A 13533-nucleotide genomic window follows, 5' to 3' on the forward strand; every position below is an offset into this window, starting at 1 on the left:
TTTATTTATAAGTAATGACAAAACATCCAGGATAATGTTTTTCAATTTCGAATTTTTTTAACTGAGCTTCTCTCATATTATTAAAAATTCCAACCACTACTCTATAAATTCCAGTTGATGGGTGATAAATAAAAAGCTGACTTTTATCAATATCATCTATCTGATCAAGAAAGATTTGAGCATTCTTTTGAGTTGAAAAACTCGAAAGCTGAATTAAATATCCGCTTGAAATTTCTACTTTTTGAAATTCTGAATTGTAAAGTCCAAATTCTGAAACAACTTTAGATTTTTCATATTCCGTCGGTTTGGTTCTAAATCTTAAGTAAATTTCATTTTCATCAAGCTGGGGCAGTGGAGTTTCTATCGGAACTCTACCAATATCTTGTTCAGTTTGAGATAGGGGAGGACTAACAATTTCAAGTTTAACATAGATTGAGCCTGGCCCAAGCATTCCGAGTTGTCGTGCAGCCGCGTATGATAAATCGATAATTCTGTTTTTCATAAAAGGACCGCGATCATTTACTCTAACGATCACGGATTTTTGATTTGCAAGATTAGTAACTTTCAGCCAGGTATTAAAAGGAAGATAGGGATGAGCGCAGGTTAATTTATGCATATCATAAACTTCGCCGCTTGATGTAAGTTTACCATGAAAATCTTCAGAATAATAAGAAGCAAAACCTTCAGTTTCGTAAAGCTTTTGTGCAAAGATTTGTATCGATGTAAAAATTAAAATGCAAAGAGATATATTAAATCTCTTTCTCATAAATTCTGTATTTCTTATAGAGTTCTCCTTGCATCATTAAAGCGGATCGATTCATCATTTCGTTATCTTCAAGCACCCAGCTAGCTTCGCCAAGGTATATGCCTCTTTTTGCTGCACGATGAATAATTTCGTAATAGAGCACGCCGTCAATTCCTTTTTTCTGATATTGTGGAATTATACCGAGCGTTAAAATTCTGCACCATTTAATTTTCTTTCTATCAGTAAATAAACGAATAAAACCAAACGGGAATAATCGCCCATTTAATTTTTTAAATATTTCGTTATAATCAGGCATTGTTAATGAGAAACTAACAACTTCACCATTAATTTCCGCAAACAAAACAAGCTCAGGGTCAACAATTAATTTTAAATCCGCAGCCATTGCATTTATCTCTTCATCAGTCATCGGAACAAAGCCCCAATTTGGTTCCCATGCTTTGTTATAAACATATTTTACTTTTTTAAGTTCATTATCGAAATCTTTCATATTAAGCGAAGTGATTTTTAAGTTGTATCGTCTTCTAACAACATCCTGAACTTCCTCAATTTTCTTGACCTTTGTAATTTTATCGTAAGTCAATTTGTAAGCATAAAGATCTTTAATTTTTTTCAAACCATAGTTTTCACAGAGATCGAGATAGTAAGGTGGATTATATGTCATAAGAAATCGAGGCGAATCATTGAAACCGTCAATCAACATTCCATATTCATCATTGCTTGAAGGATTTGCTGGACCGCGCATATGAGTTAATCCTTTTGACTTCAACCACTTTTCAGCTGAATCAAAAAGAGCGTTTGCAACTTCTTGATCGTTGATGGATTCAAAGAATCCGAAGAAACCGACTTTGTCATTATGAACTTGATTGTGTAAATCATTTTTAATAGCAGCAATCCTTCCAACTATTTCTCCATTCTTGTAAGCTAAAAACATTTCCATTTCTGCATGCTGATAAAAAGGATGATGCTCTCTATCAAGAATTTTTTTCCTGTCCATAATTAAAGGTGGAACCCAATATGGGTCACCCTTATAAATTTTCCATTGCATCTTGATGAATTTCATTAAATCTTTTTTTGTCTGGACGGTTTTTATTTCTATTGCCATTTTTTATTCCTTAAAGTTTTAGATTACACCCAGTTCTTTTCCAATTTTTTTGAAAGCATCAATGATGAAATCTAGGTGTTCATCTTCGTGAGTTGCCATATAAGAAGTTCTGAGCATAGCCATATTTGGTGGAACGCCAGGTGAAACAAATGCATTGACAAAAACACCGGCATCGAAAAGTTTACGCCAGAAGATAAATGTCTTCATATCATCACCAATAATCACAGGAACAATTGCCGATTGATTTTCCACAATTCGAAATCCTAAATCTTTCAGTCCAGCTCTAACTTTCTGTGCATTGTATTGAAGTTTTTGAATTCTTTCTGGTTCTTGCTCTAAAATATCAAGTGCAGCGAGGGCAGCAGCAACAGAAGCCGGTGTTGGACTTGCGCTAAATATTAATGCTGGTGCGTGATGTTTCAAATAATTTATCACTTTGCTTTCCGCAGCGACAAATCCGCCAAGTGAAGCAAAGGTTTTACTAAATGTTGCCATTGTCATATCGACTTGATCGGTAAGATTAAAATGACTTGCTGTGCCTCTTCCACCTTCACCAATTACACCGATAGCGTGAGCATCATCAAGAAGAATTCGAGCGTTATATTTTTTTGCGAGTTCAACCATCTTTGGAACATCAGGAATTGTTCCCCAGGTACTAAAAATTCCATCACTTACAATCAACTTGCCTGCTTCGAGTGGAAGTTTTGAAAGCACTCTTTCCAAATCTTCCATATCATTATGCTTATATCGGATGACTTCAGTCATCATTGCTTTTGCAATCAAATTACCGGCAACTATGCTTGCATGATTTTCTTTGTCTGAAATTATATAATCACCTTTTTGTGCAATCACGGGAATTACACCCTGCGCTGCCTGAAAACCTGTGCTGTAAAGCAGGCAGTCTTCTTTTCCCATAAACTTTGCAAGTCTTTTTTCAAGTTCAATGTGTAAGTCAAGAGTTCCGGTGAGATATCTTGAGCCGGAACATCCTGTACCATATTTCTTTATTGCATTAATAGCAGCTTCTTTTACTTTTGGGTGAGTTGTTAATCCAAGGTAATTATTGGAACCAGCCATTATAATTTTTCTTCCTTCAATTTTTACGACTGGTCCTTCATTTTCTTCTAAAGGTCTGAAATAAGGATAATATCCCATTTGTTTGACTTCATCTGCACGAGTAAAGTTGTAACATTTATCGAATAAATCCACTTTATTATCTCCTTAATAGTTCAACATATTTAAATTACTTTCAAATTTATGTAAATTCTACGAAAAATAATTTGAAGCAAAATTAAATACAATAAAATATGAGGAGTAAATGAATCAAAAATTTACATCATTGGTTACAGGAGCAAGTGGTTTTGTTGGCAGTCATCTGGTTGATAAACTACTAAGTTTAAATCATCAAGTAAGAATAATTGCTCGAAAGGAAAGTAAATTAAAATGGGTTGATCCTTCCAGAGTAGAAATATTCACTGGTGATTATAGTGATATTAATTTTTTAAGAGATGCAGTTAAAAATGTTGATTATATATTTCATGTGGCTGGTGTAATTAAATCAAAGAAGAAAGAAGGTTACTACAAGGGGAATGTCGAAGTAACAAAAAATTTATTGTCAGCTGTTAAAAAAGAAAATCCAAATTTGAAAAGATTTTTGTTTGTAAGCAGTCAGGCTGCTGCTGGTCCAAGTCCTGAAGGTTTTGCAAAAACAGAAGATATGGAATGTAATCCGGTTACTACTTACGGCAAATCAAAATTAATGGCTGAGAATGAAGTGAAGAAATTTACAGGCATAATACCATTTACAATTGTTCGTCCATCGGCTGTTTATGGTCCAAGAGATCCGGAAATCTTAATGTTTTTTCAAACATTGAAAAAAGGAATTCAACCAATGGTTGGGTTTCGAGAAAAATATGTTTCTTTAGTGCATGTATCTGATTTGATTGATGGGATTTTGCTTGCTGCCTTTTCTGATAGATCAATTAATCAAACATATTTCATTTCAAGTGAAAAAGGTTATGGATGGGAAGAGATTGGAAACATTTCCTCAGAGATTTTAGGCAAGAAAGTAATTAAAATAAAAATTCCTCACTTTGTTGTTTATCTGGTTGCTGCGATTTCGCAGACTTTAAGTCTATTTAGTAAAGAGGCAACAATTCTAAATCTTGAGAAAGCAAGAGAAATGGTCCAGAGCAGCTGGGTCTGCAGTGTTGAAAAAGCAAAAAAGGAATTAGGTTACAATCAGAAGATTTCTATAGAAGAGGGAATTAGAGAAACGATTAATTGGTATCTTGAAAACAAGTGGTTGTGATTTTTGATTAATTATTTTTTGCACCTTCAGCGACCCAGGTACGAATTGCCCGAATTTGTGTTTGTGTGAGTGGAGGTCTACCGGGAGGAGGCATTGGGAAATTTGAACGCCCTTCAATTGAAAGGACCAAAAGACTGGCATCTGGATTGCCTGGAAATACAATAGTGTAACTTGCAGTTGTATTTTGATAGCTTGTTAGACTGAGGCCAGCGCTTTTTGTCTGATCATCATGACAACCCGCAGTTGCACATCTTACATTAAATATAGGTTGAATGTGTTTGTTGTAAGAAACATTGTTTACTGGAATTTCTTCATCGGAGGGAAGATTCAGTTGATCATCACAACTTGAAAAAATCGCCAGCAAGAAAATTAAAACTATTAATAAAATTTTATTCATAATCGATTGGAATTTTTGTTCAATAATAATTCAGGCAGAAGTTTGAGTCAAACTTATTTAAATCTTTACGAGATCATAACTAAAAAATTTTATTAATTAAAGACATCTCACGAATAAATTTTTATATTTGAAAAAGTTTGAGCAAAAATGAGACATTTGATTGCTAACATCTCAACATTTATAATAAGTTGGTCGAAACGATTTGCTTTTCCAATAATAAAAATTTCTGTTGGCATTGGTCTTACAGCTTATTTGATTCATAAAATTTCACTTAAAATAATTTTTGAATCTTTAAGCTCGGTCAATGTTTTTTATTTTTCCTTTGCCATAATTTTAGCAATCATAAATGTTTACTTACAATATTTCCGATGGAAAATTTTAGTTAAAAATGAAAATCCATCCATTGACGATAAGTCAATTTTCAAGTCACTATTAATTGGTTTCAGCGCTGGGACTTTCACTCCTGCAAGAGCGGGTGAATATTTTCTTAGAATTATGACTTTAAAGAATTTAAGTTTAAGCTCTGTTATAACCTTGACTTTTATTGACAAGATGATGCTTCTTTTGAATGTTGTTTTCTGGGGTGCACTTCTAAGTTTTGGTTTAATGCTTTTCTATTATAAAGTTGACATTTATGTTATCGCTTCTTTGTTTGTAATTTTTGCGACATTCTTTTCGGCTTTATTTATGATGATTTATTCAAAAAGATTTTATAACTACTTGAGAGAGCTGAAAAGTCGTTTCAATTTTAGGATCCCTTTTTTGAAAAAGTTAATAGAACCTCTGTCAGATTTGCACAATCAATTAGTATCGAAGTTGATTTTAATTGCATTTGTTAATTACCTGATTATAGTCATTCAATTTTCACTCATTGTTGCCAGCTTTAATGTAAATACAAATTTTGAGATGCTGATGATTGCATCAATTATGGTATATTTCACAAAAACTTTAATCCCTTCAATTACTCTTGGTGAGATAGGAATTCGTGAAGGGGCTGCAATTTACTTTTTTGGTTTATTCGGTTGTAATGAAGCAGTTGCATTTAACAGCTCGATGCTTTTGTTTATTTTGAATTTGCTTCTCCCATCAATAATTGGATTATATTTCCTATTGAGATTAAAGAGGGCATGACTAATTATTTAATGTTTGATCTGCTGAAAATTGCACTTGAGATTTTTTTTGGATTATATTTTTTATTTATCGTCTTTCTTTTTATTGGCATTTTTAGACTTCGGAAAGATAGGTATAAAAATAATTTTAATGCCAGTATCATTGTTCCTTTTAGAAATGAAGGTAAAAATTTAGCTAAATGTGTTTCGTCTTTATTAAATCAAAATTTTGATAAAGATAGATTTGAAATAATCCTGGTGGACGATAATTCGACTGATAATTACATTGAATACGTTGAGGATTATCTTAAAGATCCAATTGTAAAGCTTATTAAACTTGAAAAAGATTCTGGAAAGAAAAAAGCAATAGAAGCTGGAATTAATAAGGCAAGTAATGAAATAATAGTTACAACAGATGCAGATTGCTTTCACTCCAGTGAATGGTTAAAATCACTTGTTGAATCTTTTGATGAAAAAACAGGTTTTGTCGCAGGAAAAGTTGTTTATACCAGAGCAAATAGTTTTTTTGAAGAATTACAAAAAATAGAATTCGCAAGTCTGGTCAGCATTGGTGCTGCTTTCATTGGTAATAAAATTCCATTACTTGCGAATGGTGCAAGTTGTGCTTATCGAAAAGATTTGTTTTTTCAGGTTGGTGGATTTCAAGATAATTTAAACTTAGCTTCTGGAGATGAAGAGTTTTTGATGCAAAAAATTTTCTTTGATACTAATTATGAAGTGAGATTTTGTTCTTTAGAAAACAGTGTTGCATATACTGAACCCATAAGAGGAGTTTTAAGTTTTATTAATCAACGAAAAAGGTGGGTATCCAAAGTTCCGTTTTATCGAAATAGACTGCTGCTGCCGATTCTTGTGATTTTATATTTATTTTATTTAATGAGTTTAATTTCTTTATTTGCTCTAATCTTTAGTTCTCAATTTGTGATTTTATTCATAAAAATCTTTCTCTTGAAAAATCTTGTTGATTTAGTTTTTATGTTGAAAGGTTATCATTTGCTTGAATTTTCTAAGAATAAAATTGAAGTATTAAAATTGATTATTTTATTTCCATTAGCCGAAGTTTTTCATCTTTTTTATATTTCGATAGTTCCAGTTTTGAGTTATTTAACCGGCTTTAATTGGAAAGGTAGAAATTTCAAAAGATGAGATTTATTTTTTTTATTGAACCACCAAAAATTATCAGAAGAATTTTTAAGCAATTAATCTGGGAAAATTCTGAGCGAAAAATTTGTTTAACTTTTGACGATGGACCTTTTCCAGAACCGACTGAAAAAATTCTTAGAATGCTTGAACAAAATAAATCTAAAGCTATTTTCTTTTTAACCGGCAAAAATGTGATTGAGAATATCAGTCTTGTCAATGAAATTACAGCAGAGGGACATTCTATCGCTAATCACTCATTTAATCATTCAAGAAAAATGACAAAAATGAGTTGTGAAGGAATTAGATCAGAAATTTTAGAGACTGAAAAATTACTTTCCGATAAGCAAAACTTTTTAAAAATATTTCGACCACCTTACGGAAGAATTAATCTTAAAATGGTAAAAGAATTAAAGTCATTAAATTACAAAGTAATTATGTGGTCACTTTTAACTGAAGATTATCTTGGTAACTTTGATATTGTTAAAAGAAATCTGGATAATCATCTTCGAGATAACTCAATAATTGTATTTCACAACAATCCAAAATCATCTAATATTATTGAAAAATCTCTTGACTACACTTTTAATTTAATTGATAAGAGAGGATTTAAAGTTGGAAATACTTTCAGCTTTTGAAATTCTATTTCTGGTTGCTGTGATATTTTATATCATTCAGCAAATCATCTTTCTAATTGGATTTAATAAAAAACTAAAAATCAATCCGAACTATGAACCTTCTGTTACAATTATTGTAGCAGCAAGAAATGAAGAAAAAAATATCAGGCAATGCTTGAATTCACTTGTTCAGATTGATTATCCTTCGGAAAAACTTGAGATAATAATTGTCGATGATTACTCGACAGATAAAACCGGAGAGATTATCGATGAGTTTGTTAAAAATTTTCCTAATGTGAAAAAAGTAATTCCAGAGCTTAAAATTATTCCAAAACCCGGGAAGACAAATGCGATTGTAAATGGAATTAAAAATTCTTCCGGAGAAATTATTTTCACAACCGATGCTGATTGTATTGTGAAACCTTCCTGGATTAAATCTCAGATAAAATATTTTACTGATAATGTGGGAGTAGTAACTGGTTTCACATTTCAAAAAAGTTATTCACAATTTACAGGAATGCAAAATCTCGATTGGGTTTACTTGCTAACGGTTGCAGCTGGAACAATTAATCTTGGCCTTCCTTTGAGTTGTATCGGAAATAATATGGCTTATCGAAGAGATGCTTATGATTGGGTCGGCGGATATGAAAACATTAAATTTAGCGTAACCGAAGATTTTGCTTTGCTTCACAAAATTCATAAACACACTCACTACAATGTAGTCTTTCCAGCTGAAGAAAGTGGCGTAAATTTGTCTGAACCCTGTCCTGATTGGAAAAGTCTCTACAGACAAAAACATCGTTGGGGAGTTGGTGGACTTGATGCTCCATTTATTGGATTTGTAATTATGTTCTGGGGCTGGTTGAGTCATCTTTTGATTTTACTTCAAATTATTTTTGGAAGTGTTTTTACTCTTGTTCTGACTGTAATAAAATTTTTGAGTGATTTAGTTTTCTTATTAATTCCTTTGCGAAAATTCAAGATGGTTAATCAATTAAAGTATTTCTTTGCATTTGAAATTTACTTTATTTTATATGTGCTGCTTCTTCCATTTTTTGTTTTTCTGGATAAAAAAGTTATCTGGAAAGAAAGAGAATATTGAAATTGAATATGCTTCTACTTTGTAATTATTATGTAACTTATAGATGCAACGCAGATTGTGAGTTTTGTCACTTCGGATTTTCAACAGAACTTAACAGAACTCCATTTGCAAAAGAAGAAGATGTATTCAATAATTTGCCACAGCTTCGAGAACTTGGAGTGAAGTTTATCGACTTTACTGGCGGTGAGCCGCTTCTTCACAAAAGCATTCATCTTTTTGTAGATGAAGCAAAAAAATTAAAAATGCAGACAAGCATTACAACAAATTGTCTGCTCTATCCAAAGTTTGCTGAAAAACTTGCAGGTAAAGTTAATCTCCTTCATTTCTCTCTCGATTCACCTGATGAAGAAGAACATAATCGAATACGAAGGGTTAAGTGCTTTAATTCAGTTATTGAATCAATTAATATCGCCAAGTCAATTGGAGAATTCCCAGATATCTTGTTTACAGTGACGAATGATACTTATAAAAAACTTCCGCAGATGTATGAGCTTGCAAGAAAATATGAATTAGTTTTAATCGTAAATCCAGTTTTCAGTTATTTTGGAAATCCAGGACTTTCACTCGAAGCACTCGATTATATTGAAGATTTTTGTTCTGGTAAACCAGATATTTACATTAATCCAAGTTTTATCGAATTACGAAGAAGAGGCGGTAATAATCCTGAAAAACCTTTGTGCAAAGCAGTTTCTCGTGTAATTGTAATTTCCCCGTATAATGAAGTTATTCTTCCTTGTTATCATTTTGGAAATCAAACAATAAAGATTGATCGACCTTTGAAAGAAATTCGTAATTCCGATTTAGTTAAATATTATCAATCAATGGAAGGAAGGTTTGACTTTTGTAAAGGTTGTACAGTTAACTGTTACTTCGAACCTTCGTTTGCATTTCCAACTAATTATTTCGGAATAAAAAGCGTTCCCTCAAAATTTTATTATGGTTTTCAAAAATTGGTAAAACAAAAAATTCTTAAATTTGACAATAAATTTTTTGGAGTTCGAAAGTCATAATGAAAATAAAGCTATTATTTCTTGTTCTTATTCTTTTCAGCGAGGTATATTCTCAGATTTATCTTTCAAATCGAATTTATTCGAAGACAATTTTATTTCCTGATTATCGATTATTCCCATCGAATTTCTCTGACCCGATGGAAGCGAAAACTGGAACTCAATTCTACCTCGATGCAAAAAGTCTGGAACTAAACATTGGTGCGTCTAAAGATTTAATTCATCATCAATTTAATTGGAGCAATACTCTAGCATTTGGATTAGAATTTTTCAATTGGTCACTTCTGAATCGTGAAAAGCAATTTAAATTTCCTGTAATGGCAGTTGATTATTTTTTTGGAGGATACTTAATTTTTTATCATAACAGTCGAAGCATTGACTGGGCAAATCGAATTAGAATTAGTCACATTTCCGCTCATCTTTCAGACGGTTCTTTTGACAAAAGTCAAAATCAATGGACCAATAATAACCAGCCATTTACTTACAGCCGTGAATTTGTTCAATGGACTTCTGCTTTTATTTATCGCAATCTGAATTTTTATTTTGATGCAATTTATTTATTCCACTCAATTCCTGAATGGAAATTTAATACAATCACTGGAATAGGAACTGAAGCAATTATTATTGGTTTTCCAGAATTACACACAAAAATTTTCACAGGTTTTGATCTAAAGTTTCAAAAATTTAATGGTGAAAAATTCGAAACCAATAAAAACTTCTCGGCAGGTTTTATCTTTGGAAATCAATCGACTACACATTTGAGATTGGCTTATCAATATTTTGATGGCTATAATTTTCACGGACAACTTTTTAATCAAAAATTTAAACAGTCATTTATCAATATAAGCGTAGTGATTTGAGATGGCGGATTATTATCAAATTGAAGAAGAACAACCAAAAGTTAAATCATCTTTTTTATCAGGTAAATATTCTTTTATAATTAACATAATTTTATTTGTCATCACTTTTTTTACAACAACAATCGCTGGAGTTGCTTGGATCGCTGGACCAATTGCAGCTTTTAATCTAAATAACTTTCATCTTGGTCTACCTTATTCACTATCTATTTTGTTTGTTCTTGGTGTTCATGAGTTTGGTCACTACTTTGCCGCAAAATATCATCGAGTGAAAGCAACACTTCCATATTTCATTCCATTTCCTGTTTCTGATGTATTTTTAAATTTTGGAACACTCGGTGCAGTAATTAAAACAAAATCAATTATTCCCGATAAAAAGGCAATGTTTGATATTGGTGTTGCAGGTCCAATTGCCAGTTTTTTTGCATCAATTGCAATATTAATTTATGGCTTCACTCATTTACCAGGAGTTGAATACATTCTAAAAATTCATCCTGATTACTTTAGCCCAATAAAAAATCCGGATGTGCTTGAGTTAAAATTTGGTTATAATTTGATTTACTGGACTCTTGAAAAGCTTTTCACAAATCCAGCAGTCGATTTTGTTCCGCCAATGTCTGAAATTTATCATTACCCATTTTTGTGTGTGGGCTGGTTTGGACTTTTTGTAACTGCTATGAATTTGATTCCTGTTGGTCAATTAGACGGTGGACATATTTCATACTCGCTTTTTTCAACGAGGACACACCAGAGAATTGCTGACTTGAGTTTTGTGTTTCTAATAATTCTTGGCATTGCAGGTTTTGCTTCTGAATTTTATCAGAATGAAATTCCTTTTGGCTGGACAGGCTGGCTTTTCTGGGCTTTAATTCTGAAATTTTTTGTTAAACTTTATCATCCAGAAGTTCCAGATCCATCCGAACTTGATCCGAGGAGAAAAATGATCGGCTACTTTGCGATTTTTATGTTTGTGGTAAGTTTTATTCCAGTTCCATTTTATATTAAATTGGCTTAAAGAAAATCATTAACGAAAAGAAAAAAACAAATGATTAAAAATTTTATTCTAAGATTTATCCCGATTTCAATTATTTTTTTACTTACAATTTCTGGTTGTGAAAAAGATTATTCTGAAGTAATTGATCCTGTTCAAAATGTTCCACCGATTGTTAGAAATCTTCAAGCTCCATCAGTTTTAAATTTACATCCGACTGATACATTAAAAATAATTCTCAGCATTGAAGCTTATGACCCAGATGGGCGTGAAGATATAAAGAGCGTATTTTTCAATTCTTTCCTGCCCGATGGCAGTCCTTCAAGAAGTAATCCAATTTATCTTTTTGATGATGGAAATTATCAGGCAAATGGTGATCAACAGGCAAACGATGGAATTTACTCGAGGATTATTATTCTTCCACCAAACACACCAAAAGGAACTTATAGATTTGAATTTCAAGCAATTGATAAAAAAAACGAATCAAGCAATATCATTTCACATAATTTAGTTGTACAATGAAAAAAATAATTCTATTAATCCTGTTTATTTCAGCTTCAATTTACTCTCAAAATCTTCCTGAGGGTTATTTACTTGAAAATGAAATTCAATTAAAAAAGATTTCAGCAGGTTCTCCAGTCCAGCTTGGTAATTCCATTACAGATATCGTTGTTGCAGGCGATACGATAGTTTTAGGGACAGGGAAAGGATTAAGTATTAGTTACGATCGAGGTGAAAGCTGGATTAATTTTTATGGACATCCTGCCTTTGGAAATGAGAGCATTTCTGCTGTTGCATATAAAAATGGTTATATCTGGGTTGCAACTGCTCATTCAGTTGAGAAAGATGGACAAATTTTACCCGAAGGAAGTGGATTAAGATTTTCGTCTGATGGAGGATTGACCTGGCAAAAAGTTGATCAACCAGTTGATCATAAAGATTCAAATAAAGTTATTTACGGAAATAATGTCTTAAACGCTTTACCAATTACGACAACCATTAACAACATTACTTATGATATTGGTCTGACAAGTGATGCTGTCTGGATTGCATCATTTGCGGGCGGACTCAGGAAATCAACCGATCTTGGCAGAACCTGGCAGAGAGTTGTAATCCCACCTGATAATCTCGACTCAATCAAGCCGACTGAATCATATAATTTTGATCTCTCACCAGTTAGTGGAAATCTTGGTTATCAAAGCAATTTGAATCACCGGGTATTTTCAATTTATGTTCAAAATGATTCAACAATATGGGTTGGGACTGCTGGCGGAATTAACAAATCAACTGATGGTGGAAAATCCTGGATGAAATTCAATAAACAAAATCAAACAAATCACATTTCAGGAAATTTTGTCGTTGCAATTGGTGGAACAGAATATTTAGGTAATCATTATGTATATGCTGCAACCTGGAAAGCTGAAGATTTAACAGAAGAGTATGGAATTAGTTTAACTTCCGATGGAGGACATAACTGGTCAATCTCTAATCGGGATATTAGAATTCACAATTTTGGTTTTCTTAATAAAATCGCTTATGCGGCTGGCTCAACAGGACTTTTTCGCAGTGATGATTTTGGCTCAAGTTGGATTAAAGCACCAATGATTGTTGACTCGCTTACAAAACAAAGAATCTTAACTTCAACATTTTATTCTGTTGCAACTCAGGGAAACACTATCTGGGTCGGTTCAAACGAAGGATTAGCTAAAACAACCGAAACAGGTTTTGCCTGGGCTGCACCCTGGAGAGTATATCTTGCTTTCGTTCCTGTTAGAAGTAAAGAAGAAACTTATGCATATCCTAATCCATTCGATCCCGAAGCTGATGTTTTGAAAATTAAATACACAACTGATGGAAGAGACGAAAAAGTTACAATTCGTATTTATGATTTTGGTATGAATTTAGTTAAAACAATTATTCAAAATGCGCCGAGAAGCGGTGCAGTTGATCAAAGAATTCAGCAAACTGAATTCTGGAATGGTAAAGACGAGTTCGGAAATATTGTCAGTAATGGTGTTTACTTTTATTCTGTTCAAATCGGAAATTCGGAACCTGTTTGGGGAAAAATTTTAGTTATTAGATAGCTTGAAAAAATTTTTGAATCAATAATTCA

General features: G+C 32.4%; 14 protein-coding genes. 10 read left to right on the plus strand and 4 right to left on the minus strand.

Features of this window, described 5'->3' with window-relative positions; translation table 11 throughout:
- Position 1: 1 nt before the first annotated feature.
- The 3 genes from HPY57_09620 to HPY57_09630 form a co-directional block, all read right to left on the minus strand.
- The gene (locus HPY57_09620) at positions 2 to 766 is read right to left on the minus strand and encodes a septal ring lytic transglycosylase RlpA family protein (protein NPV12035.1); all 765 of its coding nucleotides are present in this window, start codon (positions 764 to 766) and stop codon (positions 2 to 4) included.
- The gene (locus HPY57_09625) at positions 750 to 1811 is read right to left on the minus strand and encodes a GNAT family N-acetyltransferase (protein ID NPV12036.1); all 1062 of its coding nucleotides are present in this window, start codon (positions 1809 to 1811) and stop codon (positions 750 to 752) included. The genes HPY57_09620 and HPY57_09625 overlap by 17 nt, the downstream gene beginning before the upstream one ends.
- A gap of 75 nt (positions 1812 to 1886) precedes the next feature.
- Positions 1887 to 3023: an aminotransferase class I/II-fold pyridoxal phosphate-dependent enzyme gene (locus HPY57_09630; protein NPV12037.1), complete on the minus strand. Its 1137-nt coding sequence runs from the start codon at positions 3021 to 3023 to the stop codon at positions 1887 to 1889.
- 163 nt (positions 3024 to 3186) lie between these two features.
- On the opposite strand from HPY57_09630, the gene HPY57_09635 reads away from it, so the two are divergent.
- Complete coding sequence (locus tag HPY57_09635; protein ID NPV12038.1) at positions 3187 to 4179, plus strand: NAD-dependent epimerase/dehydratase family protein; 993 nt, start codon at positions 3187 to 3189, stop codon at positions 4177 to 4179.
- Between the two features lie 7 nt (positions 4180 to 4186).
- On the opposite strand, the gene HPY57_09640 is transcribed toward HPY57_09635, so the two are convergent.
- The gene (locus tag HPY57_09640; GenBank protein ID NPV12039.1) at positions 4187 to 4576 is read right to left on the minus strand and encodes a hypothetical protein; all 390 of its coding nucleotides are present in this window, start codon (positions 4574 to 4576) and stop codon (positions 4187 to 4189) included.
- A gap of 147 nt (positions 4577 to 4723) precedes the next feature.
- Between HPY57_09640 and HPY57_09645 the strand changes: the two genes are divergently transcribed.
- Genes HPY57_09645 through HPY57_09685 form a run of 9 tightly spaced genes read left to right on the plus strand, consistent with a single transcriptional unit; the run spans position 4724 to position 13504 of the window.
- Entirely contained in the window at positions 4724 to 5707 is a 984-nt protein-coding gene (locus tag HPY57_09645; GenBank protein ID NPV12040.1) for a flippase-like domain-containing protein, read from the plus strand.
- A complete protein-coding gene (locus HPY57_09650) occupies positions 5704 to 6852 on the plus strand; it encodes a glycosyltransferase (GenBank protein ID NPV12041.1) in 1149 nt (382 codons plus the stop codon). The genes HPY57_09645 and HPY57_09650 overlap by 4 nt, the downstream gene beginning before the upstream one ends.
- Entirely contained in the window at positions 6849 to 7484 is a 636-nt protein-coding gene (locus HPY57_09655; protein NPV12042.1) for a polysaccharide deacetylase family protein, read from the plus strand. Before HPY57_09650 ends, HPY57_09655 begins: the two co-directional genes overlap by 4 nt.
- Positions 7468 to 8565, plus strand: a complete 1098-nt coding sequence (locus HPY57_09660) for a glycosyltransferase (protein ID NPV12043.1) — start codon at positions 7468 to 7470, stop codon at positions 8563 to 8565. The genes HPY57_09655 and HPY57_09660 overlap by 17 nt, the downstream gene beginning before the upstream one ends.
- A gap of 8 nt (positions 8566 to 8573) precedes the next feature.
- A complete protein-coding gene (locus HPY57_09665; GenBank protein ID NPV12044.1) occupies positions 8574 to 9575 on the plus strand; it encodes a radical SAM protein in 1002 nt (333 codons plus the stop codon).
- Positions 9575 to 10432 carry a DUF1207 domain-containing protein gene (locus HPY57_09670; protein NPV12045.1) on the plus strand — a complete coding sequence of 286 codons (858 nt, stop codon included), beginning with the start codon at positions 9575 to 9577 and terminating at the stop codon, positions 10430 to 10432. Before HPY57_09665 ends, HPY57_09670 begins: the two co-directional genes overlap by 1 nt.
- A 1-nt stretch (position 10433) precedes the next feature.
- The gene (locus HPY57_09675; protein ID NPV12046.1) at positions 10434 to 11444 is read left to right on the plus strand and encodes a site-2 protease family protein; all 1011 of its coding nucleotides are present in this window, start codon (positions 10434 to 10436) and stop codon (positions 11442 to 11444) included.
- A gap of 30 nt (positions 11445 to 11474) precedes the next feature.
- Positions 11475 to 11942 carry a hypothetical protein gene (locus HPY57_09680; GenBank protein ID NPV12047.1) on the plus strand — a complete coding sequence of 156 codons (468 nt, stop codon included), beginning with the start codon at positions 11475 to 11477 and terminating at the stop codon, positions 11940 to 11942.
- Positions 11939 to 13504, plus strand: coding sequence for a hypothetical protein (locus tag HPY57_09685; GenBank protein ID NPV12048.1), 1566 nt, complete (start codon positions 11939 to 11941; stop codon positions 13502 to 13504). Before HPY57_09680 ends, HPY57_09685 begins: the two co-directional genes overlap by 4 nt.
- Positions 13505 to 13533 lie beyond the last annotated feature (29 nt).

The organism is Ignavibacteria bacterium (assembly GCA_013177855.1).
GTDB lineage: Bacteria > Bacteroidota > Ignavibacteria > Ch128b > Ch128b > Ch128b.

Coding starts and splice junctions, on each gene's coding strand:
- HPY57_09620 (NPV12035.1), bottom strand. CDS start 766: ATGAGAAAGAGATTTAATATATCTCTTTGCATTTTAATTTTTACATCG.
- HPY57_09625 (NPV12036.1), bottom strand. CDS start 1,811: ATGCAATGGAAAATTTATAAGGGTGACCCATATTGGGTTCCACCTTTA.
- HPY57_09630 (NPV12037.1), bottom strand. CDS start 3,023: ATGGGATATTATCCTTATTTCAGACCTTTAGAAGAAAATGAAGGACCA.
- HPY57_09635 (NPV12038.1), top strand. CDS start 3,187: ATGAATCAAAAATTTACATCATTGGTTACAGGAGCAAGTGGTTTTGTT.
- HPY57_09640 (NPV12039.1), bottom strand. CDS start 4,576: ATGAATAAAATTTTATTAATAGTTTTAATTTTCTTGCTGGCGATTTTT.
- HPY57_09645 (NPV12040.1), top strand. CDS start 4,724: ATGAGACATTTGATTGCTAACATCTCAACATTTATAATAAGTTGGTCG.
- HPY57_09650 (NPV12041.1), top strand. CDS start 5,704: ATGACTAATTATTTAATGTTTGATCTGCTGAAAATTGCACTTGAGATT.
- HPY57_09655 (NPV12042.1), top strand. CDS start 6,849: ATGAGATTTATTTTTTTTATTGAACCACCAAAAATTATCAGAAGAATT.
- HPY57_09665 (NPV12044.1), top strand. CDS start 8,574: ATGCTTCTACTTTGTAATTATTATGTAACTTATAGATGCAACGCAGAT.
- HPY57_09670 (NPV12045.1), top strand. CDS start 9,575: ATGAAAATAAAGCTATTATTTCTTGTTCTTATTCTTTTCAGCGAGGTA.
- HPY57_09675 (NPV12046.1), top strand. CDS start 10,434: ATGGCGGATTATTATCAAATTGAAGAAGAACAACCAAAAGTTAAATCA.
- HPY57_09680 (NPV12047.1), top strand. CDS start 11,475: ATGATTAAAAATTTTATTCTAAGATTTATCCCGATTTCAATTATTTTT.
- HPY57_09685 (NPV12048.1), top strand. CDS start 11,939: ATGAAAAAAATAATTCTATTAATCCTGTTTATTTCAGCTTCAATTTAC.